Below are 26,493 nucleotides of genomic sequence, written 5' to 3'. Positions count from 1 at the left end.
CTTGAGCGCCCGTTGGGTGACTCTCGTCACTTTTGCAGTGGGTCGGGCTAGCGGTTGCTGACAGACAGTCAACGAGCCTTGTGAATGCTGCGTAAGTTCATCGTTGCCTCCTGACGAACTGGCGGAGCTGTCTGTTAGTTCGCTGCTGGCTCGACTCTCGTTATGGGTTACGTCCACGACCACGCGATCGAGTGATCCGGTCACGCTTCGTGATGCAGTTGGGGTGCGGGGAGCTGACCTGCGAGGACTTGATCGCTGGACAGCGTTTTTCTCGGTCTGACGAGGGGTACGGAGAGAGCGCCTTTCCGGTTCACCCGATGTTGTGGGTTAACTCTTGCGCCTCTGCTCCAGCGCCTTGAGCACCCAGTCCGAGCTGTCCCCGGGGCTGTCGTTGAAGGCGAGCGCGGCCTCCGGCTGATGCCAGTGCACCTCGTTGACGACGGCTTGGAAGAGCTCCAAGAGCCCCGGTCCCTTCCGGATGCCGCCGCCGACCACGACCACGTCGTACTTCTTCGCTTTGAGCTTCGCGGCGAGCTTGCCCTGGGCACGGCCGTCGAGCTCGGCGAAGTCGATGAGGAAGAGGTCCTCGGTGAGGCCGAGCTCGGCGAACTGCCTGCTGCCCTGCTCGATTCCGGCGGCGACGGGCGCGGGGTCGAAGCCGGGGATGGTGTGCGGGTCGAAGCCGATCACCAGAACGTCAGTCATCTCGCGACGCTACTGCGGCCACCAGAGACCGGCCACGAGCACTTCGAGCAGGCGGAGGACCCGCTGCCGGTCGAACGGCAGGTCGGCGACCAGGTGCGACGCCTCGCGGACCTCGCACTCGGCCCTGAGCACGTCCAGCGGGATGCCGGTCTCGCCGGCGATGAGACCGAGCACGGCGTGCAGGTGCGGGCCGCTGAACCTGGCCAGGAAGAACCAGTCGTCGAGAGGGTCGCCGAAGCGGGCCCACTCGAAGTCGAGCAGCGCGACGAGCTCGGGGCCGTCCGCCAGCCAGTTGTCCCAGTGGCAGTCGGCGTGCACGGGCACCGTTGTCTTCACGTGCGCGGGCGCGCGTGAGGCGATCTCTTTCAGGCCGTCGCTGATGGCCGGCGGAACGTCGAGGTTCTCGATGCGGTCCTCGAACGCGTCCTTGCCCGTGTAGCCACCGTGGCCCGAAACGTTCGCGAGCACCTCGCGGGCCTCGGCCGGGGGCGTCCAGGCGTGCAGGGCGGTGAGCTTGTCGATGCCCTGCCTGGCCAGCGCGAGCGCGGCCGGTTCGTCGAGGTCCGGGAGGCCCATACCGGGTGCGCTGCCGGGGAGGCGGCGGTAGCAGGCGTAGCGGACATCGCCGTGCTGCCCGCCTGCGAGCAGTGGAGCGGTGAGGCCTGGCGGCAGGTGTGACGCGAGGGCGATCTCGCGATCGAGCCGGGTGTGGCCGTCCGCAGCGATGAGCTTCACCACCACGTCGGCGCCGACGTACACCTGGTGCGACTGGCTGCTCGTGCGCTCGAGCGGTCCCGGATCACGGCCGAGCGCGGCCTTGGCAATCGTGCGAGCGTCCCCCATGCCGGCCAGCCTCCCACTCGTGCGGAGAAACCCGCGCGACAGCCTCAACACGGTCGTCACATGCGCGAAGACCTGACGTGGCCGGGTACATGAAGATCCAGTACCGGCCCACCGTGATGGACGTCCACCGCGTCTTGCTGGACGGCGGCGTGCACCCTTCGTACTGCCGCCGGGGCATCGCGAGCGCGTTGATCGCACACGCCCTGCAAGCCGCCGTTCGTCAGGGTTATGACCGCGCTTTGTTGAGCGTCGACTCGGAGAACGCCACCGGAGCGTTCGGCATCTTCGAAAGGGCGGGCTTCACGGCGACAAGGCGCTATGTGAAGTGGGAGCGCTAAGCCGGCGCCAGCTCGAACCCGGCGATGCCGACCCTCATTCCGAGGAACCAGAGGAGCACGGCCGCCCCGCCCACCAACGCCGCGATGCCGACGGCGAGCACCAGCAACCTCCACAGCAGCAACCAGCTCGACGTGTGGTGCCGGATCGTGGACCACACGTTCTCCTGGCCGCTTCCTTGCTGGTCAGACCGCCTGACTAACGTCACCGCTGCTTGCTCCTTGGACAGTGTCTATGTCGGACGAGGCAAGCGTATGGACCCATATGTGCGCTAGTAAGCCGTTCTCGGCCTTATGTCGCTGAACGGCGCCATCGGTACGTCGGACAACGCCGAAGCCTTCAGCGGCCGTTGCCGACTTTTTCCGATTTCCTCGAAACGCTGAACGTTTCCATTAGTGCCTCAACGCGTTGAACGGCACTTCGGACGCGACAAGCGGGTTGGAGTAAAACCAATTTCTTGGCCTCCCAGGTGGGGCCGTCTCGCCATATAGGTACGGCTGATCACCTGCTCGCGTTCGACGGGCCTCAGCAGAGGTCGAAGGTGACTTCGAGGTCGAGCTCGGCCAGCCGGCGCATCAGGTCGGTCGTGAAGGTGAAGCCGCCCTGCGCGTCGTCAGCGGTGAAGACGCCGCAGAAGATGTCGACGTCGCCCCCGAGCGCCTCGAACTCACGCCGACGCCCTTCGACGAACGCCACAAGCTCCGCGACGTGCTCATCGAGCGGGCTCGTGCGCTCCGCACGGCTGCTGAGCGACCAGTGCGACATGGTCCGCCGAGGCCCATCAGTGCGCCGCCTGCTCACCGGATCACCGATGTCGTAACCGTGATCGGGCTCGCCGAGCGCGGCAACGAGTTCCGCCAACATCGACGACTCGCTGAAGACCCTCAACGACGCCTTGTACTCGTGCCGTTCCCGCTCGTCCGGCACTCCGGGCTAGTCCCGGCCGGACGTCTGCGCCACCACACCGGCCACGGCCTGCCACGCCTTCCCGTCGGCGGCGGGCAGCGCGGCGTTCACCGCCCCGTGCGCGGTGACGATGGAGCCCGCCATCGCGGTGGCCGCCGCCAGGGCGAGCGTCGCGTGCACCTGCGCGAAGGCGAGGTTCGAGACCTCGGCCGCGTCGCCCGGCTCGATGCCGTCGGCCTTGGCGGCCGCGAGGTACTCCTGGGCAGCCGCGTAGTGCTCGGGACCGTTCATGCCGGAAACCCTAGGACACCGCCGCTCGCGCACGGGACCGATTTCCGCCCTGGCAAAGGAGAACACCCCCGGACGATGATCGTCCGGGGGTGTTCGTCGTCCACGAACTGATCAGCCGCGCAGTTCCATCGTGCAGCACTTCGGGCCGCCGCCCGACTTGCGGAGCTCCGAGATGTCGACCAGCACGGGCTCGAAGCCGCGGCGCGCCACCTGCTCGGCCAGGTTGGTGGCCTCGACCGGCATGACGACGTGCTTGCCGTCGGAGACCGCGTTGAGGCCCAGGCAGACGGCGTCGGCGTCGTTGGCGATCACGGCGTCCGGGAAGAGGCGGCGCAGGACCTGCTGCGAGCCCGGGGAGAAGGCCTCCGGGTAGTAGGCGACCAGGGGTGACGGGGACTGGTCGTCGAGCATGAAGAGGGCCACGTCGAGGTGGTAGAAGCGCGGGTCGACCAGCTGCAGGGAGACGACGGGGACGCCCAGGACCTCTTGTGCCTCGGAGTGCGCATGAGGGTCGGTGCGGAAGCCTGTGCCGGCCAGCAACAACGAACCGGTCCAGGTGAAGTCGCCCTCTGCCTCGTTGACGGCTGTGGGCATGACGACCGAGTTGTAGCCCGAGGCGAGGAACCAGCGGCGGAAGTGGTCGGCTTCTGCGGCTCGTTGTGAGGCGCGGAAGCGGGAGCCCAGGACCTTGCCGTCGATGACGGTGCCGCTGTTGGCGGAGAACACCATGTCGGGCAGGCCCGCCACGGGCTCGATCACGTGGACCTCGTGGCCCAGGCGTTCGTAGGTCTCCTTCAGCGCGGTCCACTGCTCTACGGCCAGGGACGTGCTGGTGGGCCTGGTGGGATCCATCCACGGGTTGATGGCGTACTCCACCGTGAAGTACGTCGGCGGGCACATGAGGTACCGACGGGTGGTCGGCATGCGCGTCGGCGCGATGGGTGCGGCGATGTCCAGGGTGATCGGCTCGCCGGGCCCGGAGATGGATACCGTCATGGATCGAAATGTAAAGCGCGGGTGGACCATCGATCAACGCCGCGACATTGCGTCAACTAGGGCAGAATGTTGCGTGTGGACAGCATCGACCATCGAATCATTTCGTGCCTCATGGCCAACGCTCGTTCCAGCTACGCGGAGATCGGGAAGGAGGTGGGGCTGAGTGCGCCCGCGGTGAAGCGGCGGGTCGACAAACTGCTGGACACTGGGGTCCTCAGGGGGTTCACGGCGGTGGTGGACCCCGAGGCGCTCGGGTGGGGGACGGAGGCGTTCGTCGAGGTGCACTGCCGGGGGAACGTGGCGCCGCACGACATCCAGCACCGGCTGGAGCCGATGGCCGAGGTGAGCGCCGCCTACACGGTGTCGGGGGCGGCGGACGCGATCGTGCACCTGCGGGCCGCGGACATCCACCACCTGGAGACGGCGCTGGAGCGGTTGCGGGCCGTGGAGATCATCGACCGGACGGTGTCGACGGTGGTGCTGTCCCGGCTCCTGGACCGGCCGCCGGCACCCTAGAGTCCGCGGCATGGCTGAGGTTCTGCTGGAGTTCGAAGAGTCCGTCGCGGTGATCACGATCAACGATCCGGAGCGGCGGAACGCGCTGACGATCGACCTGTCGCAGGAGCTCGCGGACAAGGTCGAGGAGGCGCAGACCCAAGCCAACGCGCTGATCGTCACGGGGGCGCCGCCGGCGTTCTGCGCGGGGGCGGATCTCACGCAGCTCGGGAACTCCAAGGACGAGGGACTGCGGAACATCTACAAGGGGTTTCTCGCCGTCAAGAACGCCGAGATCCCCACGATCGCCGCTGTCAACGGGGCCGCGGTCGGGGCCGGGCTCAACCTGGCGCTGGCCGCGGACGTGCGCGTCGCCGGGCCCAGGGCGCGGTTCGACGCGCGGTTCCTGCAGCTCGGCATCCACCCCGGCGGCGGTATGACGTGGATGTTGCAGAAGACCACCAACGCCCAGGTCGCCACGGCCATGACGCTCTTCGGGCAGATCCTGGACGCCGACCAGGCCGTGGCCCACGGGCTCGCCTACGCGAAGGCCGAAGACCCACTGGCAGTGGCCAAAGAGCTGGCCAAGGTGGCAGCCGAGGCCCCCGCAGCACTCGTGCGGACCATCAAGGCCACGATGCGGAAGACCGATGCAATGCAGGTCCACGCTGATGCGGTCGAGGCCGAACTGGGGCCACAGGTCGAATCGATCGACACTCCAGAGTTCGCTGCGAGGCTTGCCGCGATGAAGGCTCGGATCAGCGGACGATAAGTGTTACCTTGGGTAACAGGTAACGAGGGTGATGTCGGACGCATTCGGGTATCCGCTGGTAGCACTGTGTTTACCGTCAAGTTAAGGACCCGGTGCGGCAGATGGGACGGTTCGTCTCGCCTGGTGGTACACGGCCCGTCTCGCAGGCGGTCCTGGCGACTACCCTCGTGGTGGGGCATGGCCACCCTTGGAGAGAGGTATCGGCGTAGGAATGAGCACTGAGACTCGCAAGCTGGATCGCGTTGTGATCCGCTTCGCCGGCGACTCGGGTGACGGCATGCAGCTCACCGGAGACCGGTTCACGTCGGAAGCGGCGGCGTTCGGCAACGACCTCGCCACGCAGCCCAACTTCCCCGCCGAGATCCGCGCACCACAGGGCACGCTGCCCGGTGTGTCGTCGTTCCAGCTGCACTTCGCCGACTACGACATCCTGACGCCCGGCGACCGTCCCGACGTCCTCGTCGCGATGAACCCCGCCGCGCTCAAGGCGAACGTGGGCGAGCTGCCGGACGGCGGCATCCTCATCGTCAACACCGACGAGTTCTCGAAGCGGAACCTGACGAAGGTCGGCTACGACTCGAACCCGCTGGAAGACGACTCGCTCGAGAAGTTCCAGGTGCACAAGATCGCCATGGCGACCTTGACCATCGGGGCGCTCGAGGAGACGGGCCTCGGCAAGAAGGACGCCGAACGCGCGAAGAACATGTTCGCGCTCGGCCTGCTGTCGTGGATGTACCACCGGCCCACCGAGGGCACGGAACGGTTCCTGCGCGAGAAGTTCGCGAAGAAGCCGGACATCGCCGAGGCCAACGTCCTCGCGTTCCGCGCGGGCTGGAACTACGGCGAGACGACCGAGGCCTTCGCCGTCACCTACGAGGTGGCGCCCGCGAAGCTGAACGTCGGCACGTACCGCCAGATCACCGGCAACACGGCGACGGCGTACGGCATCGTCGCGGCCGCGCAGCTCTCGAAGCTGCCCGTCGTGCTCGGCACGTACCCGATCACGCCGGCGTCGGACATCCTGCACGAGCTGAGCAAGCACAAGAACTTCGACATCACCACGGTGCAGGCCGAGGACGAGATCGCGGGCATCGGCATCGCGCTCGGCGCGTCCTACGGCGGCGCGATCGGCGTCACGTCGACGTCCGGTCCCGGCATCGCGCTGAAGTCGGAGACCATCGGCCTCGGCGTGATGACCGAGCTGCCGCTGCTCGTGATCGACGTGCAGCGCGGTGGCCCGTCCACCGGTCTGCCGACGAAGACCGAGCAGGCCGACCTGCTGCAGGCGATGTTCGGCCGCAACGGCGAGTCGCCGGTGCCGATCGTGGCGCCGCAGTCCCCCTCGGACTGCTTCGACGCCGTGGTCGACGCGACCAGGATCGCGTTGCAGTACCGCACCCCGGTGCTGTTCCTGTCCGACGGCGCGATCGCGAACGGCTCCGAGCCGTGGATGATCCCGGACGTCGAGACGCTGCCGGACCTGACCGTCGAGTTCGCGACGGACCCGGAGAACTTCCAGCCGTACTCCCGTGATCCGGAGACGCTGGCACGTCCGTGGGCCGTGCCCGGCACGCCCGGTCTCCAGCACCGCATCGGCGGCCTGGAGAAGCAGGACGTCACCGGCAACATCTCGTACGACCCCGAGAACCACGACAAGATGGTGCGCCTGCGCCAGGCCAAGATCGACGGCATCGAGGTGCCGGACGTCGTGGTCGACGACCCGGATGGCAACGCGAAGGTCCTCGTCGTGGGCTGGGGTTCGTCGTACGGCCCGATCGGTGCGGCCGCGCGCCGGGTCCGCAAGCTCGGCCTCCCGGTCGCGCACGCGCACCTGCGGCACCTCAACCCGTTCCCCAAGAACCTGGGTGACGTGCTGAGGTCGTACGAGAAGGTCATCGTGCCGGAGATGAACCTCGGCCAGCTGGCGATGCTCCTGAGGGCGAAGTACCTCGTGGACGCGGAGTCGTACACCAAGGTGCAGGGCCTGCCGTTCAAGGCGGAAGAGCTGCAGGACGTGCTCGCTGACGTGATCAAGGGGGTGTCGGCGTGACCGCCATCGACATCGGTCTGCCCGGCCTGAGCGGGGTTCCCACCACCGACGAGAAGCAGTCGGCCAGGGACTACAAGTCGGACCAGGAAGTCCGCTGGTGCCCCGGCTGCGGCGACTACATCGTGCTCAACACCATGCAGTCGTTCCTGCCGTCGCTGGGTCTCAAGCGCGAGAACATCGTGTTCGTCTCGGGCATCGGGTGCTCGTCCCGCTTCCCGTACTACATGAACACGTACGGCATGCACTCCATCCACGGCCGTGCGCCGGCCATCGCGACGGGTCTCGCCGTGGCGCGGCCGGACCTGAGCGTGTGGGTGGTGACCGGTGACGGCGACGCGCTGTCCATCGGCGGCAACCACCTGATCCACACGTTGCGGCGCAACGTGAACCTCAAGATCCTGCTGTTCAACAACCGGATCTACGGCCTCACCAAGGGTCAGTACTCGCCGACCTCCGAGCCGGGCAAGGTCACCAAGTCGACGCCGATCGGCTCGGTCGACCACCCGTTCAACCCGGTGTCGCTGGCGCTGGGCGCGGAGGCCTCCTTCGTGGGTCGCGCGCTCGACTCGGACAAGGCCGGGCTGACCTCGGTGCTGCGGCAGGCCGCCGAGCACCGCGGTTCGGCGCTCGTCGAGATCTACCAGAACTGCCCGATCTTCAACGACGGCGCGTTCGACGTGCTGAAGGACGCGGACGAGGCGCAACGGCGGATCATCAACGTCGTGGACGGCGAGCCGATCCGCTTCGGCCGCGAGGGCGAGTACTGCGTGGTGCGCGAGGGCTTCGGCCTCGCCGTCGCGAAGTCCGCCGACGTGGACGCGAGCGACATCGTGGTGCACGACGCGTCGGACCTGAACCTGTCGTTCGCGCTCTCGCGGCTGTCGACGCAGGACCTCACGCACACCGTCACGGGCGTGTTCCGCCGTGCGGACCGTGCGACGTACGACGACGGCGTGCGCGCGCAGGTCAGCGAGGCCAAGAACGCGAAGGCCGCGGACCTGAGCAAGCTGTTGCACGGCAAGGACACCTGGACCGTGGTCGGCTAGCCCCGCGGAACCACCGGAGAGGCCCGTTCGGCGCAGCCGGCGGGCCTCTCTTCGTTGAAAACCCTGTAATCGCAACGGATTCGTGATCGTCTTCGTCTAAGCGACGTGAAGGACCCGGCCATACGCGGTACTACCGCGATCTCCGTGCTGTTGTTGGTTTTCTCCCTCGGACTCGGCGCTTGTTCGACAACACGCTCCTCGTCCTACGGGCTTCCCGAACGTCCTCCGCCAGGCAACTCCGAAGAGCTGGAAAGCCCACGCGGCCACATCTCGTTCCAGCCCGCTTTCGCACCGATCTCGTTCGAGTTCGACGGTCAGTCGCTCAAGGTCCAGCTGGACTCGAAGGTCGTCACGCCGATCGGCGTGGTCAAGATGGGTGGTTCCACGGGCGAGGTGGTCAAGCCCGACGGCAAGCCGTTGACCCCCGAACCCTCCGACGTCACCCAGCTCATCGTCTGCCGGCAGGACAGCAACGGTCAGACCTGCGACGCGACCCGGATCAACACCGGCCGCAAGATCACGGTGGAGATGAACGGGAGGTTCATCCAGGAGGTCGAGCGCAACCGCATCGTCATCCACGCCGATCCCGGAGCCACGGTCAAGCTGACCGACAGCGGGCCGCCGTCGAAGAAGGACGACGTGCGCGGGCCCGCGCGGGAGGACATCGAGGAGTTCGACTTCCACGCCACGAGCCCGGACACCGACGTGGATCTGGAACGGTCCCAGGCCGGCCTGCGGGCGGATCTGCGCTACGACCACGTGACCGGCGAGCTCAGCATGATCAACGGAGCCAAGCTCGCGCCGTACGACACCTACGAGTGGTCGGAGCCCGGCAAGGCCACCGACTACCCCGGTGAAGCCGAGTGCCTCGCCGTGGAACAGGACAAGTGGGTGGACCGTCTCAACGAGGACCAGCTGGAGTCGGAGCACATCATCGTGTGCGTGAAGACCTCCGAAGCAGACCTCGGGTACCTGCTGCTCGCACCTGACCGCAAGCGCAAGCCCGTTGCCTACTACGTCTACTCCTACGTCTGGGTCCGGTAAGGCCCGCCGAGAAGGCCCCCGATCGAACGTTCGGTGGGGGCCTTCTCATGTCTACCGCTGGTGCGAGCGGCGGTCGTAGGAGACCGCGTAGATGGTGCTGCGGGCGGCCAGCACCGGGTCGTCCGACACCTCGATGCCGTCTACCAGCGCGGTCGGGTCGAACACCTGCGCCTGCCAGTGCTCCTGGTCCTCGGCCTCGGCGGTGATCTCGATCCGGCCGACGTCCACAGCACTCCGGTCGGACGGCCACGCCACGGTCGAGTCGTGCGTCGGGTCGCCCGGCTCGCCGAACGTCACGCGCAGCACGAACGAGATCGGCAGGCGCGAACGCAGTTCCTCGGTGAGGTGGTGCGGGGTCCACGAAGAAGAGTCCTCGGCGTCCACGACACCTGCTTCCGGCACCCATGAGTAGCGCACGGGGCGCACGACGCCTGAAGCGTCACGCCACAGGAACGCGTGGATCGCCCAGTACTGGGACGTGCCGTAGCTCTCGGGGATTCCGACCGACTTCGCCGCCACCAGAGCGGGGCCGACGGTCGGGTGCGCTCCCACGAACGACTTGATGTGCGGCACCGAGGGATCGGCAGCGTCGGTGTCCGCCTTGGCCGCCTTGATGAAGTCCACGAACTCCTCGGGCGTCGCCGCCACGAACCGCTCCACGTTCACCATCACCAGGTCGGTGTTGGTGCCGTCGGCGAGGTGGAACTTCGTCGCGAAGCCGCGCACGGAACGGTCGCTGTCGAACGCGTGCGGGTTGGCGTCGGTGTGCGAGAAGCGGACGGTCGCGCGGACCGGCGCGCCCTGCAGGTGTGGCGCCGTCGTGAACGGGGCCGCGGCGCCGGACGGGGTGAACACGGCTTCGTAGACGAAGCCTCGGGCGTGGGCTCGGCGGAAGCCGTGGTGGGTGCCCTTCAGATCCTCGATCGAGTCCACGATCGTCGAGGAGATCTGCGATTTCGCCAGCTCGGATGACATGCGCCGAAGCTATCGGCGCATGTCACGAGCTGCCAGAACAGCGTTCCATTTGGCGGTAATCGATCAGGGAGCGGGGCGGAAACCGGCCTTCTCGGCGTCCGCCTCGGTGCGGAACCACACGTCCGCGCGGGTGCCGGTGAAGTTCGCCGACCCCTCCGAGTAGTAACGGCGGCCGGTCAGCGTGGCCTTCACCGCGAAGTCCGCGGCCGGCGCGTGGCCGTCCGACTTCGGCAGCACCGAGCCGGGACCGAACGGCGAGCGCGGGTTGAAGCCCTCCGGCTGCTGGAACCGGGCCGGCGCGCCTCCAGCCGCGGGCGCGGGGGCGCCGCCGGTGGACGGCGAGAAACCGACCGGGCGGGGACGCACCGGGAGTGCCGGGGCGGCCGCGGGGGCCTCCGGCTTCGCGGACTCGAAGGCCGAGAACGCCGGGAAGCTCTGCTGGCGTTGCTGCTGCATCGTGCTGCGGCGTGCCTCGCGGATCGGCAGACCCGCCTCGGTGTGCCGCTGCGGCAGTTCGACGGGCTCCGGTTCCGGCTCCGGCGGGGCGGCCAGCAGGGGCTCGTCGCTCGGCACGAACGTCGGCACGAACGGCTGGTCGTTGCTCGTGTCCGGGAGCGTGCGGGTCTGGCCCAGCGCGGGCAACGGCTCGTCGGCCTCGAGCAGCGGCTCGAACAACGACCGCGAGCGGGGCGGCTCGGCGACCGGAGCCGCCGGGGTCTCCGTGCCGTGCGAGAAGGCGGCACCGACGGCACGCGGGGTGCGTTCCGGCACCTCCTCGGCCTCGACGCGCGGCTCGAACGCCGAGAACGGCGCGGGCGGCGGGGCACCCGGCGTCGTGAACGGCATGGTGAACGAGCCGGTGTGCTCGGGAGCGACGAACTCCTCGTAGACCCGCTCCTCGTAGACCGGTTCCTCGTACGCCTGCTCCTGGTGAACCGGCTCCTGGTGGACCGGCTCCTCGTGGGCCGGTTCCTCCCGCAACGCGTGCGCGGACTCGGACGCCGGTTCCTGCTCCGGCTCGTGCTCCGCGAACAGGGGCTCCTCGGCCGACGTCGTCTCGAAGACGCCGTTGCGGACGTGCGGCGCGTCCAGGTCGATCGGCTCGATCAGGCCGGTCTGCTCGGCGGCGGTCTCCGGCTCGACCTCGGTCTCGGGCTCGGTGAACCCGTCGAGCTGGCCGGAGAAGTCGTCGCGCAGCGCCGGGTACTCGCCGGTGAGGTCGTTGCCGGGCCAGCTGCTCTCGTCGACGGCGATGAACGTCGTCTGCTCGGAGCGGGTGCGCGCGGGCTCGTCCTCCTGCTCGGCGGCCTCGTCCTGGAAGACCTCCTGCTCTTCCCGGGACCAGACCTCGCGCGGCTGGTAGATGAAGTCGTCCGGCTGCTCGACCTCGGGACCGGCCGTCGGCGAGAGCGCGGGGGCGCCGGGCTCGGCGACCGGCGGCAGGGTCGAGGTCTGCTCGGCGGGCAGCTCCGGCTCGTCGTCGAAGTCCGCGGCCTCGAGGCCCGACTGCGACAGGACCGTGGTCTGCTCCGCCGGGGTCTCCGGCGGCACCTCGGGCGCCAGCCGCTCGAACAGCGAGCGGGGGCGGTCGTCCTCGGCGTCGGCCAGTGCCTTCTGCTCGGCCAGCTGCTCCTCGAAGCGGCGCTGCGCCTCTTCGGGCTCCAGGTACTGGCGGACCGGCGCGGCGGGCTCCTCGTCCAGCTCAGGCTGGGCGTCGAACGTCGTGGTCTCGTGCGGCGCGGGCTCCTCCACGACGGGAGGCGCCGGCGGTGGCAGCAACGGCGGTGGCGGCTGCACGGGCGCCGGCTCACCGAAGTACGCGGGCGGCTCGACGTACGGCGCGGGCGCCGGCGGCAGCGCCGGAGCGGGCGACGGCGGCGTCAGCACCTCGTCGCTCAGCGATCGCGGCGGCGCGGCCTCCCACTCGTCGACCTCGAAGTCGTCGACGGTGACGGCGGCCGGGACCGGCTTGGCCGCCCTGCGCGCGTCGAGAAGTTGATCATCCAGGTCGGCGATCTGCTTTCGCGCGGGGCGCACCATCACCAACCAGGTGAGCAGCACTCCCGCAACGAAGGACAGCAGGCTCCACAGCCAGACCTGCCCGAAGATGTTCACGGGTAAGCCCCTTCTAAGACCACACTCCGACCCCACTCACTCGGAAGGGTGAGCATGGCCAAACTACAGTGCCTTTGATGATGCTCCGTCACTACGCCGTTCAGCGCAAATAACGGGTCGAAAGCCCAGCGTAGAGTGGGATTTTGTGCCCCCTCTGACCACGTCGGCCATCACTTCGCCAGAAGTTCACACCCAGGGGCGAGGGGTCACCTACGGCGCACTCGCCTACGTCCTTTGGGGCCTGTTCCCGGCGTACTGGCCACTCCTCGTACCCGCCCAGCCGGTCGAGGTGCTCGCGCACCGGATCGTCTGGTCGTTCGTCACCCTCGCCATCGTCGTCGCAGTGCTCCGGCGCTGGCGTCCTCTCCTGGAACTATCCGGGAAAGGCTGGCTCATCGTTACCTCAGCCGCCGTCTTGATCACGGTGAACTGGGGCGTCTACATCTACGCCGTCAACAGCCATCATGTCGTCGAGGCCGCCCTCGGCTACTTCATCAACCCGTTGGTGAGCGTGGCACTGGGCATGATCTTCCTCAAGGAACGATTGCGCATCACTCAGGTCGCGGCCATCGGCGTGGCCGTGATCGCTGTGATCGTGCTCACCATCGACTACGGCAGGCTTCCGGTGATCTCGCTGGTCCTGGCGTGTTCCTTCGGCACCTACGGCCTGCTGAAGAAGAAGGTGCCGTTGGACGCGATCTCCAGCCTGACCGCGGAGAACGCCGTCATCGCGCCGATCGCGTTGGTCTACCTGCTCACACTCGGCAGCGCGAACACGTTCACCTCCGAGGGCACCGGCCACGCGCTGATGCTCGTCACCACCGGCTTCGTGACGGTGATCCCATTGCTGCTGTTCGGCGCGGGTGCTCGGCTGATCCCGTTGAGCACCATGGGGATGCTCCAGTACATCGCCCCGATCCTGCAGTTCGCGTGGGGCGTGTTCGTGGTGCACGAGCCGATGCCGGCCAGCCGGTGGATCGGGTTCGGCCTGGTGTGGCTCGCCCTGGCGTTCTTCACGTTCGACGCGCTGAGGAACCGGCGCAAGCAGGCGCTCGCGCCGGTCAGCTGATCAACGAGAGCGCTCCACCACGTAGACGGCCAGCTCTTCCAGCGCGTCCCTCGCGGGGCACTCCGGCAGCTTGCTGAGCTCCACCCGAGCCCTGTCGACGTAGTCGCCGAGGATCTCGCGGGACCTGTCCATGCCCGCGGACTTCCGCAGCAGGTCCAGGGCCTCGTCGACCAGGTCGTCGTCGGAGATCGGCCCCGCCAGCAGCTCGGCGAGCCGCGTCTCGGACGGGTCGGCCAGCGCGTAGAGCATCGGCAGCGTCTTCACGCCCTCGCGCAGGTCGGTGCCGGGCGTCTTGCCCGACGTGACCGACGGCGACGCGATGTCGATGACGTCGTCGGAGATCTGGAACGCCGCCCCGATCACCTCGGCGTACCGGCGCAGCGCGTCCGTCTGCTCCTCGGTGGCGTCGGAGAACATGCCGCCGAACCTGGCCGCCGTGGCGATCAGGCAGCCGGTCTTCTCCTCGATCACCTTGAGGTAGTGGGAGATGGCGTCCTCGCCGGGCTGCGGGCCGACGGTCTCGCGCATCTGGCCGGTCACCAGCAACGAGAAGGTCTCCGCGATGATCCGCGCCGCGTCCGTCCCCAGGTCGGCGGTCAGCCGGGACGCGTGGGCGAACAGGAAGTCGCCCGTCAGGATCGCGATGCTGTTGTCCCACTTGACGTTCGCGGAGACCGCTCCGCGCCGCATGGTCGCCTCGTCCATGACGTCGTCGTGGTAGAGCGTCGCGAGGTGGGTGAGCTCGACCACAGTGGCCGCCTTGATGACCTTCTCCCGGTCCCAGTCGGCGCCGAACTGCGATGCGAGCAGTGTGAAGAGCGGGCGGATCCGCTTCCCGCCCGCCTCCACAAGGTGAAGCGAGGTTTCCGTGACCGGGGTGAACTCGCTCTGCACGACGTCGTGCAGGTTGCGCTCCACCTCGGCCAGGCCGTCCTGGACTACCTCGGTGAGCACGGGGTCCACCAACGCGAACCCCGGTCCCTCATGCTCGCTACTGGTCACACCAGCAGCCTACGTACACCTAGCTGAGGAAGGTGCCGGTACCCGCCCAATCGAGCACGAACGTGGGCCACAAACCCAGCACCAAGGTCACGACGGCACCCAACGTGATCGCGATCGTGGTGAACGCGCCGGGCACGGTGACGGTCGGGCCGTCCGGAGCCGGGTCGCTGAAGTACATCAGCACGATCACCCGCAGGTAGAAGAACGCCGCCACGGCCGAGGCCACGAGAGCGATCACCACGAGCGGCGTCAGGCCGGCCTCGATCGCCGCGCTGAACACGACGAACTTGCCGATGAAGCCGGACGTCAGCGGGATGCCGGCCAGGGCCAGCAGCAGGAACGTGAAGGTGGCCGCCACGATCGGCGACCGCTTCGCGAGGCCCGCCCACTGCGACAGGTGCGTCGCCTCGCCGTCCGAGTTGCGGACCAGCGACACGATGCCGAACGCGGCGATCGTGGTGAAGCCGTACGCCAGCAGGTAGAACATGGTCGCGCTCACACCGGGGGCGTCGCCCTCGGGGGTCAGCGCGATCGAGCCGATGAGCAGGAAGCCCGCGTGCGCCACCGAGGAGTACGCGATCATGCGCTTCACGTCGGTCTGGGTCAGGCCCAGGATCGCGCCGATCACCATCGACACGACCGCGACGGCGTAGAGCACGCCGCGCCACTCCCACTGCGTGTTCTCGAACGCGACCGTGAGCACGCGCAGGATGCCGCCGAACGCGGCGACCTTGGTGCAGGCGGCCATGAACGCCGTCACCGGCGTCGGCGCGCCCTGGTACACGTCCGGGGTCCAGGCGTGGAACGGACCGACGGCGGCCTTGAACAGCAGGCCCACCACCAGCAGGCCGAAGCCCGCGAACAGCAGCGTGTCGGAACGGTCGGTGCCACCCGCGGCCGTCGCGATCGCCGAGAGCTTCACCGAACCCGCGTAGCCGTAGAGCAGGGCCACGCCGTAGAGGAAGAACGCGGAGGCGAACGCGCCGAGCAGGAAGTACTTCACGGCCGCTTCCTGCGAGAGCAGGCGACGGCGGCGAGCCAGGCCGCACAGCAGGTACAGCGGCAGCGACAGGACTTCCAGCGCGATGAACATCGTCAGCAGGTCGTTCGAGGCGACGAACGTCATCATGCCGCCGAGCGCGAACAGCGTGAGCGGGAAGACCTCGGTCTGCATGCCGGTCTTCGTCGCCTGCGCGCGGTCCTGGACGGTGCCGGGACGGATCGCGGCCTGCGCCACGAACGCGCCGCCGGGTTCCACCGAGCGGTCAGCGATCAGCAGCACCGACCCGAAGGCCAGCACCAGCAACGTGGCCCACAGGAAGAGCGACGGCGAGTCGACCGCGATCGCGCCCGCCAGCGTCGCCACGCCCGTCTCCGGGCGGTCCGACGTGGCGTACAGGATCAGCGTGCCGGTGGCGGCGACCATCGACACGAGCGTCAGCACGAGCTGCACGGCCCACCGCTGGTGCTTGGGCAGCAACGCCTCCAGCAGCACGCTGACGCAGGCCGCGCCGAGCACGATCAGCAGCGGCGCGATGGCGCCGTAATCGATCTCCGGCGCCTCGATCGTCTGCGCCTGAGCGACGAGAAGGTTCACGTCACTTGCCTTCCTGCACGGTGACCGGGTCGGTCACGCCGACCTCGGTCAGCGTCGCCCCGACAGTCGGGGTGATGACGTCGAGCACCGGCTGCGGGTAGAACCCGAGGGCCAGCACGATGACAACGAGCGGTGCCAGGATGGCGATCTCGCGCTTGTTGAGGTCGCCGATCGTGGTCTTCTTCTCCGGGTCGCCGACGGCGCCCGGACCAGCCGCGGCACCGACGAGCGCGTCGCCGCGCAGCGGGCCGGTCATGATCCGCTGGTAGAGCCACAGCACGTAGAGCGCCGCGAGCACCATGCCGACCGTCGCGATGATCGTGAACACCGGCTGCGTCGGGAACGAGCCGATCAGCACCAGGAACTCCGAGACGAACGAGTTCGTGCCCGGCAGCGACAGCGTGGTCAGACCGGAGATCAGCAGCATGCCGGCGAGCAGCGGCGCCACCTTGGACATGCCGCCGTAGTCGGAGATCAGCGACGAACCACCGCGCGCGATCACCATGCCGACCACCAGGATCAGCATGCCGGTCGAGATCGAGTGGTTGAGCATGTACGACACCGAGCCCACGCCCGCCTGGGACGTGAACGAGAAGATGCCGAGCGCGATGAAGCCGAAGTGGGCGATCGAGACGTAGGCGAGGAACCGCTTCATGTCCCGCTGGCCCGTGGCGAGCAGCGATCCATAAAGGACACCGGCCACCGCGAGCACGAGCACCAGCGGCGCCAGGTTCTTCGACGCCTCCGGGAACATCGGCAGCAGGTAGCGCAGCATGCCGAACGTGCCGACCTTGTCCAGGATGCCGACGACGATGACCGTGACGCCGATGGGCGCCTCGGCGGCCGCGTCGGGCAGCCAGGTGTGGAACGGCACGAGCGGCGCCTTGATCGCGAACGCCAGGAAGAAGCCGAGGAACAGCCAGGTCTGCGTCGTCGAGTCGGCGTCGCTGACCACCTTCACGAGCGTCGCCCAGTCGAACGTGCCCTTGCCCAGCTCGTCCGACGCCATCGCGTAGGCGCCGATCGCGGAGGCCAGCATGATCAGGCCGCCGAGGAACGAGTACAGGAAGAACTTGACCGCCGCGTACTGCCTGCGCGCGCCGCCGTAGCCGCCGATCAGGAAGTACATCGGGATGAGCATGACCTCGAACAGCACGTAGAACAGGAAGACGTCGGTGGCGGCGAACACCGCGACCGTCACGGCCTCCTGGATCAGGATCAGCGCGAGGTAGCCGCCCTGCGTGCGGCCGGCGGGCAGCTTCTCCGTCCAGCCGGCACCGATCACCAGCGGGATCAGCAGCGCGATGACCGCGATCATCACCAGCGCGATGCCGTCGATGCCGAACGAGAGCCGGACGCCGAACGCCGGGATCCAGTCCACGCCGGTGGCGAGCTGGATGCGGTCGCCGTCCGGGTCGTACGCGGCCCACAGCAGGACCGCGAGCACGAGCTCGACGAGCGAGAACGCCAGCGCGACGAGCTTCGCCTTCTTGTCGTCCTTGCGCAGGAACGCCACCACCAGCGCGCCGACCAGCGGCACCACCAGCAGTGCGATCAGAACCCAGGTCACGAGAACCTCACCACCAGGAGCGCCCCGAGCACGAAGATCGAGCCCAGCAGCATGGACAGTGCGTAGGAGCGGACGAACCCGGTCTGCAGCCTGCGCAACCGGCCGGAGCTACCGCCGAGCAGCGCCGCGGTGCCGTTCACGACACCGTCGACGCCCTTCAGGTCGAGGAACACCAGCGCGCGGGTGAGCCAGGTGCCCGGCCGCGCGAACAGCGCCTCGTTCAGTGCGTTGCCGTAGAGGTCCGCACGGGCCGCGCGCACCGGGAACGACACGCGCTCCGGGCGTTCGACGGGCTGCTTGCCGCGGCCGAAGAGCAGGAACGCGAGACCGGCGCCGACCAGCGCGAGCACGACCGTCAGGATCCCGACCATGCCGTGCGAGATCACGCCGTGCTCCTCCTTCAGCTCTCCCAGCGAGGGCTCGAGCCACCCGGCGAGACGTCCGCCGGAGGAGAGGAACCAGCCGCCACCGATCGAGCCGACCGCGAGGATGATCATCGGAACGGTCATCGTCAGCGGGGACTCGTGCGGGTGGTACTCCTTGCCGTTCTCCGCCTTCAGGTCCTTCCAGCGGGGCTTGCCCAGGAAGACCAGGATCAGCAGGCGCGTCATGTAGAACGCGGTCAGCGCGGCACCGAGCAGGGCGACGCCACCGAAGACCCACGGCCGCCAGCCCTCGCCCGTGAACGCCGCCGCGATGATGGCGTCCTTGGAGAAGTAACCGGCGAACGGCGGGATGCCGATCAGCGCGAGGTAGCCGAGCGTCCAGGTGACGAAGGTGATCGGCAGGAACTTGTAGAGCCCGCCCATCCGGCGGATGTTGCCCTCGTCGTTCATGCCGTGCATGACCGAACCGGCACCGAGGAAGAGCCCGGCCTTGAAGAAGCCGTGCGTCAGCAGGTGCATGATGCCGAGCGCGTAGCCGATCGGGCCGAGGCCCACGGCGAGGATCATGTAACCGATCTGCGAGACCGTCGAGTACGCCAGGACCTTCTTGAAGTCGTCGTAGGCGCAACCGATGATGCAGCCGATCAGCAGCGTGACGCCACCGATGATCATGACGACCAGGCGGCCGTCCTCGCTCAGGTTGTAGAGCGGGTTCGAGCGGGCGATGAGGTACACGCCCGCGGTGACCATCGTCGCCGCGTGGATCAGGGCGGACACCGGGGTCGGGCCTGCCATCGCGTCCGGCAACCAGGCCTGGAGCGGGAACTGACCCGACTTGCCGCAGGCGCCGAGGAGCAGCAGCAGCGTGATCGCGAGGACCTCGGCGGAGGAGAACTCGCTGACGCGGCTGAAGACCTCGGTGTACTGCGTCGTCCCGAGCTTGTTGAACATCAGGAAGATCGCGATGGCGAGGCCCAGGTCACCGACGCGGTTCATCAGGAAGGCCTTCTTGGCCGCCGACGCCGCTTCCGGCTTGTACTGGTACCAGCCGATCAGCAGGTACGAGGCGAGACCGACGCCCTCCCAGCCGAAGTACAGGGTCACGAAACCGTTGCCCAGCACCAGCAGGAGCATCGCGGACACGAAGAGGTTCAGGTAGGCGAAGAACTTCCGCCTGCCTTCCTCGTGCGCCATGTAGCCGATCGAGTAGATGTGGATCAGCGAGCCCACACCGGTGATCAGCAGCACGAACGTGAGCGACAGCGGGTCGAGCCGCAGTCCGAACTCGACGGTCAGCGCGTTGACGTCGATCCAGTTGAACAGGTGCAGGTTCTGCACCCGCTCCTCGGCGTTGGAGATGCCGGCGGTCGAGAAGAACAACGCGAGCGCGTAGCCGAACGACGCCAGGAGCGTCGCGCTGCCGAGCAGGTGGCCCCACTTGTCGGCGCGCTTGCCACTGACCAACAGCACCGCCGCGCCGAACGCGGGCAGCGCCAACAGAAGCCAGGCGAGAGAAGCGACCCCGCTGGCGGCAACAGGTTCCGTCACCGGTGACCCCTCAGTACTTCAGCAGGTTCGAGTCGTCGACCGAGGCCGAGCGACGCGTCCGGAAGATGGACATGATGATCGCGAGGCCGACGACGACCTCCGCCGCGGCGACGACCATCACGAAGAACGCCATCACCTGACCGTCGAGCGAGCCGTTGATCCGCGCGAACGTCACGAGGCTCAGGTTGACCGCGTTGAGCATGAGCTCGACGCACATGAAGACCACGATGGCGTTGCGGCGCACCAGGACGCCGACGGCGCCGATGCTGAACAGCAGTGCCGACAGCAGCAGGTAGTAGGTGGGGGTCACGACTCACTTCCCTTGAGCGCGTGCGCGTCCGCCTCGTGGGCGGTGCCGGCCACCCCGGCGACGTCGTCCGAGAGCTTGGACTTGTCGGTCGCCTCGATGACCTCGAACAGCGACTCCTCCGACACGGTGCCGTCCGGCAGCAGTGCGGGAGTGGCCACCGAGTTGGCGGTGGCGAAGACACCGGGACCGGGCAGCGAGCCGACCCGCTTGCCCTCCTGGAAGCGCTCCTCGACGAGTTCCTTCTGCGTCTTCTTGGCGGGCTTCCCGTCACGGCCGACGAAGGCCAGGATCATCGCGCCGAGCGCGGCGGTGATCAGCAGCGCCGACGTGAGCTCGAACGCGAACAGGTAGTCCGTGAAGAGCTTCTGGCCGATGTTGCCTACGTTGCCGCCGTTCGTCGTGTTCGCCTCGGCGAGACCGCGGGAGTCGACGGACGTGAGCGCGCGGGCGACCGAGCCGACCATCAGGACCGCGAACCCGATGCCGAGCAACGCGGCCGCGAGTCGTTGTCCCCGGATGACTTCGACGACGGAGTCCGAACTGTCCCTGCCGACCATCATCAGCACGAACAGGAACAGCATCATGATCGCGCCGGTGTAGACGATGATCTGCACGAAGCCGAGGAACGGCGCCTGCTGGACCATGTACAGCACACCGAGGCTGAGCATCGTCACGACGAGCCAGAGCGCGGAGTGCACGGCGTTGCGCGCGAACAGCATGCCGAGCGCGCCGGCCAGGGCCAGCGGGCCGAGCACCCAGAACGAGATCGCCTCGCCGGTGGTGACCGTGTCGACCACGCGCTGCACCGGTTCCGGCTGCTGCTGCGCGAGGAAGCTGACGAGAAGGCTCACTGCTTCTCCCCCGCTCCTTCTTGGGCCACCTTCGCCAGCTGCGGACCGTTCACGTAGTAGTCCTGCTCGTTCTCGCCGAGCCGCATCGGGTGCGGCGGCTGCTCCATGCCGGGCAGCAGCGGGGCGAGCAGGTCTTCCTTGGTGAAGATCAGGTCCTGGCGGTTGTCGTCGGCGAGCTCGTACTCGTTCGTCATCGTGAGCGAACGGGTCGGGCAGGCCTCGATGCACAGGCCGCAGCCGATGCAGCGCAGGTAGTTGATCTGGTAGTCGGCACCGAAGCGCTCACCCGGTGAGTAGCGGGCTTCCTCGGTGTTGTCGCCACCCTCGACGAAGATCGCGTCCGCGGGGCAGGCCCACGCGCACAGCTCGCAGCCGACGCACTTCTCCAGCCCGTCCGGGTGCCGGTTCAGCTGGTGACGGCCGTGGAACCGCGGCGCGGTCACCTTCTTGACCTCGGGGTACTCCTCCGTCACCACCTTCTTGAACATGGTGCCGAAGGTGACGCCGAAGCCTTTCAGGGACTCGAACATCCCTACTCAGCCTCCTTACCGGTGGTGACGGCAGCCGTTTCCTGGGGAATGGTGGCGACCTTGACCTTGCGCTTGGGCGCTGACTTGGGGACCGCGAGGTCGAGCGGCGGGACGGGGAAGCCCGAACCCGCGAGCGGAACGCCCTTGGTGTCCTGGACCTTCTTGTCCGGCAGCAGGAACGAGACCAGCAGCACGAGCCCGACGATGACGCCGAGCGCGATGAGCCGCTGCGCCGTGGAGAGCTGCTGGATCGCACCGGTGCGGATGACCGCGACGGCCATGATCCAGACGAGGCTGGTCGGGACCAGCACCTTCCAGCCCAGGCGCATGAACTGGTCGTAGCGCATGCGGGGCAGGGTGCCGCGCAGCCAGATGAAGAGGAACAGGAAGGCCAGCGTCTTGATGATGAACCAGAGCAGGCCCCACCAGCCGGTGTTCATGAAGTCGCCGCTCCACGGGGCGTGGTAGCCACCGAGGAAGAGCGTCGTCGCGAGCGCCGACACCGTCACCATGTTCACGTACTCGGCGAGGAAGAACAGCGCGAACTTCAGCGAGCTGTACTCCGTGTGGAAGCCACCGACGAGCTCCGACTCGGCCTCGGGGAGGTCGAACGGGGCGCGGTTGGTCTCACCGACCATGGCCACGACGTAGATCGCGAAGCTGGGGAACAGCAGGAGGCCGAACCAGCCGGGTGCGAACCCGAGCACCGTGGTCGCCTGCGCGCCGACGATGTCACCGGTCGACATCGAGCCGGTGAACATGATCACCGCGACGATCGACAGGCCCATCGCGATCTCGTACGAGATGACCTGGGCGGCCGACCGCAGCGCGCCGAGCAGCGGGTACGGCGAGCCGGAGGCCCAGCCGGACAGCACGATGCCGTAGACGCCGATCGAGGAGCAGGCGAGCACCACGAGCACGCCGACCGGGAGGTCGACGAGCTGCAGCGCGGTCTGCTCGCCGAACAGGTTGACCTCACCCGCGAGCGGGATCACCGAGAACGCGAGGAACGCGGGGATGCAGGAGATCACCGGGGCGAGGAAGAACACCCACTTGTCCGCGAGGACCGGGCGGATGTCCTCCTTGAACGCGAGCTTCAGACCGTCCGCGAGCGACTGGAGCCAGCCGTTCGGGCCGACCCGGTTGGGGCCGGGGCGGTGCTGCATGCGCGCGACGACCTTGCGCTCCCAGTTGATCATGAACAGGGTCATGACCACGAGGAACGCGAAGATCGCGACGACCTTGACCAGCACCAGCCAGATCGGGTCGTCCGCGAGCAGCTCGGCGGTCTTGCCGTTGTCCGCGGCGAGAACCTTCTGGATCATGACTTTCCTCCGCTGACGGAGACGATCGAGCCGTGGCCCGCGCCGAGGGTGGCGCGGACGGTCACGTCACCCGAGTTGGTGGGCAGCCAGATGACGCCCTCGGGCAGGTCGTCGGTCTCGACCGGGAGCGTGATCGCGCCGCGGTCGGTGGAGACCGTCACGTACCCGCCCGAGGTCAGGCCGAACTGCTCCGCGGTGGCCTCGGCGATCTTCGCGACGACCGGGCGGGCCGTGCCGGCCAGGTGCGGCTCGTCGACCTGCAGCGAGCCGTTGCCGATCAGGCGGTGCCAGGTGGCGAGGACGGCCTTGCCGGGTCCGGCCGGGGAGGCCAGTGGCGCGGCGACGTTCAGCGAGGAGCCGGTGACGGCGCCCTCGCCGAGCCGGGCCAGGTCGGCGGCCGAGGCGGCGGGCGTCTGCGTGAACAGGTCCGCGTCCATCTCCACCGCGAGGGTGTCGAGCACGCGGCAGTCCGGCAGCGCGCCGGTGCCTTCGAGCGTCAGGCCGAACTCGCGGCGGCGGCCCTCCCAGTTGAGGAAGCTGCCCGCCTTCTCGACCGCCGGGGCGATCGGGAGCACGACGTCGGCGTACGCGGTGACCGCGCTCGGCCGCATCTCCAGGCTGACGACGAAACCGGCTCCCGCCAACGCCTTCTCCGCGAGCCGCGGGTCCGGCAGGTCGAACGGGTCGACGCCGCCGACCAGCAGGCCGGACAGCTCGCCGTTCGCGGCGGCCTCGAGGATGCCCGTGGTGTCACGGCCGGGCGTCGCGGGCAGCGAGCCCTCCTCAACGCCCCAGGTGCGCTCGACCTCGGTGCGCGCGGTGGCGTTGCTGACGTGGCGGCCTCCGGGCAGCAGGTTCGGCGTGGCACCGACCGCGAGCGCGCCGCGCTCACCGGCACGGCGGGGAATCCACGCGACCTTGGCGCCGGTGCGCTCCGCGAGCCGGGCGACCGCGGTGAACGCGCCGGGGATCACGGCGGCGCGTTCGCCGACCAGGATCACCGCGCCGGGCTTGCCGAGCAGCTCCACGACGTCGGAAGCGTGCTCCGGCAGGGCGTTGATCGCGTTCGCCTCGGCACCGGGCACGCAGGCGAGCAGCGTGCCGAACGTCTTCTCCACGGCCGGGGTCGTGAACTGGCCGAGGTGGAAGACCTTCGTCCGGCCGGTGCGGGCGGCCTTGCGCAGGCGCAGGAAGACGATCGGCGCCTCTTCTTCAGGCTCGAACGCGACCAGCAGCGCGGCCGGCGCGGCTTCGATGCCCTGGAAGGTGACGCCGTTGTCCGGGTTCGTGAACACCGTGGTGCCGGACAGGAACTCCAGCTCCTCGGCGCTGTGCGGCCGGGCGCGGAAGTCGATGTCGTTGGTGTTCAACGCGATCCGGGCGAACTTCGAGTACGCGTAGGCGTCCTCGACGGTCAGCCGGCCACCGGTCAGCACGCCGACGCCGTGCGCGTCCCGTGCCGCCGCCAGACCCGCGGACGCGACCTGCAGCGCCTCGGTCCACGACGCCTCGCGCAGCTCGCCGCTCTCCGCGTCGCGGACGAGCGGCCGCTTGATGCGGTCGCCGGTCGTGGCGTAGCGGAAGGCGAAGCGGCCCTTGTCGCAGATCCACTCCTCGTTGACCTGCGGGTCGTCGCCGGCGAGCTTGCGCTGCACCTTGCCCCGCCGGTAGTCGGTGCGCTCGGCGCAGCCGGAGGAGCAGTGCTCGCAGACGCTCGGCGTCGACACGAGGTCGAACGGCCGGGCGCGGAAGCGGTAGGCCGCCGACGTCAGCGCGCCGACCGGGCAGATCTGGATGGTGTTGCCCGAGAAGTAGCTCTGGAAGGGCTTCTCCTCGGCGATGCCGATCTGCTGGTGCGCACCGCGTTCGAGCAGCTCGATGAACGGGTCGCCGGCGATCTGCGCGGAGAACCGCGTGCAGCGCTGGCAGAGCACGCAGCGTTCGCGGTCGAGCAGCACCTGCGTGGAGATGTTGATCGGCTTCGGGAACGTCCGCTTGTGCTCGTGGAAGCGGGAGTCGCTGCGGCCGTGGGCGATCGCCTGGTTCTGCAGCGGGCACTCACCGCCCTTGTCGCAGATCGGGCAGTCCAGCGGGTGGTTGATGAGCAGCAGCTCCATCACACCCTGCTGGGCCTTGTCGGCGACCGGCGAGGTCAGCTGGGTCTTCACGACCATGCCGTCCGCGACCGTCATCGTGCAGGAGGCCTGCGGCTTCGGCATCGGCCGGCCGCCCATCTCGACCTCGACGAGGCACTGGCGGCAGGCGCCCGCGGGCTCCAGCAGCGGGTGGTCGCAGAAGCGCGGGATGACCGTGCCGAGGCGCTCGGCCGTGCGGATCAGCAGCTCGCCCTTGGGCGCGACGACGGTCTCGCCGTCGATGACGAGCTTGACGTGACCCTCGGGCACGACGACGTCGTCGGTGCTGTTCTTGTCAGGGGCGATGGTCATGCGTTCGCTCCAGCCAGGACCTTGGAGTTCTGGTCGCAGAGGGCCAGGAACTCGTCCTTGAAGTACTTGATGCCACTGGTGATCGGGCTGACGGCACCGTCACCCAGCGCGCAGAAGGAACGGCCGAGGATGTTGTCGCAGACGTCGAGCAACGTGTCGATGTCGCTCGCCGTGCCGTTGCCCGCGACCATCCGCTGCAGGATCTGCACGAGCCAGTACGTGCCCTCGCGGCACGGCGTGCACTTGCCGCACGACTCGTGCTTGTAGAACTCCGTCCACTTCATGACGGCCCACGGCACGGACACGGTCTCGTTGAAGATCTGCAGGGCGGTGGTGCCCAGCATCGAACCGGCCTCGGCGGCGCCCTCGAAGTCCAGCGGCACGTCGAGGTGCTCCGCGGTGAACAGCGGGGTGGACGAGCCACCCGGCGTCCAGAACTTGATCGGGATGCCGTCCTTCATGCCACCGGCCATCTCCAGCAGCTGCCGGAGCGTGGTGCCCATCGGCGCCTCGTACTGGCCGGGGCGCTCGACGTGACCGGACAGCGAGTAGATCTTCGGACCGGGCGACCGGTCGCGACCCATCTCGCGGAACCAGTCCGCGCCACCGTTGACGATGAAGGGAACCGAGGCGATGGTCTCGACGTTGTTCACGACAGTGGGCGACGCGTAGAGGCCCGAGGTCGCGGGGAACGGCGGCTTGAGCCGCGGCTGGCCGCGGCGGCCCTCCAGCGAGTCGAGCAGCGCGGTCTCCTCACCGCAGATGTACGCGCCGGCGCCGGCGTGGATCACGACGTCCAGGTCGAACCCGCTGCCGAGGATGTCCTTGCCCAGGTACCCCTTGGCGTACGCCTCGCGCACCGCCGCGTTGAGGCGGCGGATGCAGTGCAGGACCTCGCCGCGGACGTAGATCGCCGCGAAGTTCGCGCGGATCGCGTACGACGTGATGATCACGCCCTCGATCAGCGAGTGCGGGTCCGCCATCATGGTGGGGATGTCCTTGCAGGTGCCCGGCTCGCCCTCGTCGGCGTTGATGACGAGGTAGTGCGGCTTGCCGTCGCCCTGCGGGATGAAGCCCCACTTCATGCCGGTGGGGAACCCCGCGCCGCCGCGGCCGCGCAGCCCGGAGTCCTTGCACTGCTGGATGAGCTGGTCCGGGTGGGCCTTCAGCGCCTTGGGCAGGGCGGTGTAGCCACCGGTGCGCTCGTAGGTCTCGATGGTCCAGGACCTGGGCTCGGTCCAGCGCTTGGTGAGAACGGGAGTCAGCGGGTCAACCATTGGTGAT

The 26,493-nt window shown here is 68.4% G+C and carries 25 protein-coding genes; 7 read left to right on the top strand and 18 right to left on the bottom strand.

The window, feature by feature from the left end:
- Nucleotides 1-327: 327 nt before the first annotated feature.
- Nucleotides 328-705, bottom strand: a complete 378-nt coding sequence (locus ACQEU1_RS29520) for a hypothetical protein (protein ID WP_433208602.1) — start codon at nucleotides 703-705, stop codon at nucleotides 328-330.
- Between the two features lie 9 nt (nucleotides 706-714).
- Entirely contained in the window at nucleotides 715-1,548 is an 834-nt protein-coding gene (locus ACQEU1_RS29515) for a phosphotransferase family protein (RefSeq protein WP_433208599.1), read from the bottom strand.
- Between the two features lie 77 nt (nucleotides 1,549-1,625).
- On the opposite strand from ACQEU1_RS29515, the gene ACQEU1_RS29510 reads away from it, so the two are divergent.
- Complete coding sequence (locus ACQEU1_RS29510; RefSeq protein ID WP_433208596.1) at nucleotides 1,626-1,886, top strand: GNAT family N-acetyltransferase; 261 nt, start codon at nucleotides 1,626-1,628, stop codon at nucleotides 1,884-1,886.
- Here the strand turns inward: ACQEU1_RS29510 and ACQEU1_RS29505 are convergent.
- From ACQEU1_RS29505 to ddaH, 4 genes are all read right to left on the bottom strand, one after another.
- Entirely contained in the window at nucleotides 1,883-2,092 is a 210-nt protein-coding gene (locus ACQEU1_RS29505; protein WP_433208593.1) for a hypothetical protein, read from the bottom strand. The genes ACQEU1_RS29510 and ACQEU1_RS29505 overlap by 4 nt on opposite strands.
- A 317-nt stretch (nucleotides 2,093-2,409) precedes the next feature.
- Nucleotides 2,410-2,811: a DUF4279 domain-containing protein gene (locus tag ACQEU1_RS29500; RefSeq protein WP_433208590.1), complete on the bottom strand. Its 402-nt coding sequence runs from the start codon at nucleotides 2,809-2,811 to the stop codon at nucleotides 2,410-2,412.
- 6 nt (nucleotides 2,812-2,817) lie between these two features.
- Nucleotides 2,818-3,081: a hypothetical protein gene (locus tag ACQEU1_RS29495; RefSeq protein WP_433208587.1), complete on the bottom strand. Its 264-nt coding sequence runs from the start codon at nucleotides 3,079-3,081 to the stop codon at nucleotides 2,818-2,820.
- Nucleotides 3,082-3,192: 111 nt separating this feature from the next.
- A complete protein-coding gene (gene ddaH, locus ACQEU1_RS29490; protein WP_433211861.1) occupies nucleotides 3,193-4,005 on the bottom strand; it encodes a dimethylargininase in 813 nt (270 codons plus the stop codon).
- A gap of 138 nt (nucleotides 4,006-4,143) precedes the next feature.
- Between ddaH and ACQEU1_RS29485 the strand changes: the two genes are divergently transcribed.
- From ACQEU1_RS29485 to ACQEU1_RS29465, 5 genes are all read left to right on the top strand, one after another.
- Nucleotides 4,144-4,593: an Lrp/AsnC family transcriptional regulator gene (locus ACQEU1_RS29485; protein WP_382441738.1), complete on the top strand. Its 450-nt coding sequence runs from the start codon at nucleotides 4,144-4,146 to the stop codon at nucleotides 4,591-4,593.
- Between the two features lie 10 nt (nucleotides 4,594-4,603).
- Nucleotides 4,604-5,344, top strand: coding sequence for an enoyl-CoA hydratase (locus tag ACQEU1_RS29480; protein ID WP_433208583.1), 741 nt, complete (start codon nucleotides 4,604-4,606; stop codon nucleotides 5,342-5,344).
- Between the two features lie 211 nt (nucleotides 5,345-5,555).
- Nucleotides 5,556-7,394 (top strand): 2-oxoacid:acceptor oxidoreductase subunit alpha, encoded by a 1,839-nt coding sequence (locus ACQEU1_RS29475; protein WP_433208580.1) that lies wholly within the window; start codon nucleotides 5,556-5,558, stop codon nucleotides 7,392-7,394.
- The gene (locus ACQEU1_RS29470; RefSeq protein WP_433208577.1) at nucleotides 7,391-8,440 is read left to right on the top strand and encodes a 2-oxoacid:ferredoxin oxidoreductase subunit beta; all 1,050 of its coding nucleotides are present in this window, start codon (nucleotides 7,391-7,393) and stop codon (nucleotides 8,438-8,440) included. Before ACQEU1_RS29475 ends, ACQEU1_RS29470 begins: the two co-directional genes overlap by 4 nt.
- 144 nt (nucleotides 8,441-8,584) lie before the next feature.
- On the top strand, nucleotides 8,585-9,484 hold the full coding sequence (locus ACQEU1_RS29465) for a hypothetical protein (protein WP_433208574.1): 900 nt from the start codon (nucleotides 8,585-8,587) through the stop codon (nucleotides 9,482-9,484).
- A gap of 51 nt (nucleotides 9,485-9,535) precedes the next feature.
- Here the strand turns inward: ACQEU1_RS29465 and ACQEU1_RS29460 are convergent, their stop codons facing one another.
- Together ACQEU1_RS29460 and ACQEU1_RS29455 are read right to left on the bottom strand one after the other, a co-directional pair.
- Nucleotides 9,536-10,459, bottom strand: a complete 924-nt coding sequence (locus tag ACQEU1_RS29460; protein WP_433208571.1) for a catalase family peroxidase — start codon at nucleotides 10,457-10,459, stop codon at nucleotides 9,536-9,538.
- 63 nt (nucleotides 10,460-10,522) lie between these two features.
- Nucleotides 10,523-12,574 (bottom strand): sunset domain-containing protein, encoded by a 2,052-nt coding sequence (locus tag ACQEU1_RS29455; protein WP_433208568.1) that lies wholly within the window; start codon nucleotides 12,572-12,574, stop codon nucleotides 10,523-10,525.
- 145 nt (nucleotides 12,575-12,719) lie between these two features.
- On the opposite strand from ACQEU1_RS29455, the gene rarD reads away from it, so the two are divergent.
- On the top strand, nucleotides 12,720-13,643 hold the full coding sequence (rarD, locus tag ACQEU1_RS29450) for an EamA family transporter RarD (RefSeq protein WP_433208565.1): 924 nt from the start codon (nucleotides 12,720-12,722) through the stop codon (nucleotides 13,641-13,643).
- Here rarD and ACQEU1_RS29445 read toward each other — a convergent pair whose 3' ends face one another.
- From ACQEU1_RS29445 to nuoF, 10 genes are read right to left on the bottom strand one after another with little or no spacing between them, the layout of a single operon-like run.
- Nucleotides 13,644-14,609, bottom strand: coding sequence for a polyprenyl synthetase family protein (locus ACQEU1_RS29445; RefSeq protein ID WP_433211858.1), 966 nt, complete (start codon nucleotides 14,607-14,609; stop codon nucleotides 13,644-13,646).
- A gap of 55 nt (nucleotides 14,610-14,664) precedes the next feature.
- The gene (gene nuoN / locus ACQEU1_RS29440) at nucleotides 14,665-16,242 is read right to left on the bottom strand and encodes an NADH-quinone oxidoreductase subunit NuoN (RefSeq protein ID WP_433208562.1); all 1,578 of its coding nucleotides are present in this window, start codon (nucleotides 16,240-16,242) and stop codon (nucleotides 14,665-14,667) included.
- A 1-nt stretch (nucleotide 16,243) separates the two neighbouring features.
- On the bottom strand, nucleotides 16,244-17,812 hold the full coding sequence (locus ACQEU1_RS29435) for an NADH-quinone oxidoreductase subunit M (protein ID WP_433208559.1): 1,569 nt from the start codon (nucleotides 17,810-17,812) through the stop codon (nucleotides 16,244-16,246).
- Entirely contained in the window at nucleotides 17,809-19,746 is a 1,938-nt protein-coding gene (nuoL, locus tag ACQEU1_RS29430; RefSeq protein WP_433208556.1) for an NADH-quinone oxidoreductase subunit L, read from the bottom strand. The genes ACQEU1_RS29435 and nuoL overlap by 4 nt, the downstream gene beginning before the upstream one ends.
- A gap of 10 nt (nucleotides 19,747-19,756) precedes the next feature.
- A complete protein-coding gene (gene nuoK, locus ACQEU1_RS29425) occupies nucleotides 19,757-20,056 on the bottom strand; it encodes an NADH-quinone oxidoreductase subunit NuoK (protein WP_030473209.1) in 300 nt (99 codons plus the stop codon).
- Complete coding sequence (locus ACQEU1_RS29420; RefSeq protein ID WP_433208552.1) at nucleotides 20,053-20,907, bottom strand: NADH-quinone oxidoreductase subunit J; 855 nt, start codon at nucleotides 20,905-20,907, stop codon at nucleotides 20,053-20,055. Before ACQEU1_RS29420 ends, nuoK begins: the two co-directional genes overlap by 4 nt.
- On the bottom strand, nucleotides 20,904-21,437 hold the full coding sequence (gene nuoI, locus ACQEU1_RS29415) for an NADH-quinone oxidoreductase subunit NuoI (protein ID WP_433208549.1): 534 nt from the start codon (nucleotides 21,435-21,437) through the stop codon (nucleotides 20,904-20,906). Before nuoI ends, ACQEU1_RS29420 begins: the two co-directional genes overlap by 4 nt.
- Nucleotides 21,438-21,439: 2 nt before the next feature.
- On the bottom strand, nucleotides 21,440-22,762 hold the full coding sequence (gene nuoH / locus ACQEU1_RS29410) for an NADH-quinone oxidoreductase subunit NuoH (RefSeq protein ID WP_433208546.1): 1,323 nt from the start codon (nucleotides 22,760-22,762) through the stop codon (nucleotides 21,440-21,442).
- On the bottom strand, nucleotides 22,759-25,209 hold the full coding sequence (locus ACQEU1_RS29405; RefSeq protein ID WP_433208543.1) for an NADH-quinone oxidoreductase subunit G: 2,451 nt from the start codon (nucleotides 25,207-25,209) through the stop codon (nucleotides 22,759-22,761). The genes nuoH and ACQEU1_RS29405 overlap by 4 nt, the downstream gene beginning before the upstream one ends.
- Nucleotides 25,206-26,486 (bottom strand): NADH-quinone oxidoreductase subunit NuoF, encoded by a 1,281-nt coding sequence (gene nuoF / locus ACQEU1_RS29400; protein WP_382441725.1) that lies wholly within the window; start codon nucleotides 26,484-26,486, stop codon nucleotides 25,206-25,208. Before nuoF ends, ACQEU1_RS29405 begins: the two co-directional genes overlap by 4 nt.
- Between the last annotated feature and the right edge of the window lie 7 nt (nucleotides 26,487-26,493).

The sequence above is a fragment of the Lentzea sp. CA-135723 genome, from assembly GCF_050936595.1.
Lineage (GTDB): Bacteria > Actinomycetota > Actinomycetes > Mycobacteriales > Pseudonocardiaceae > Lentzea.
This window is presented reverse-complemented; position numbering and strand designations above follow the sequence as displayed.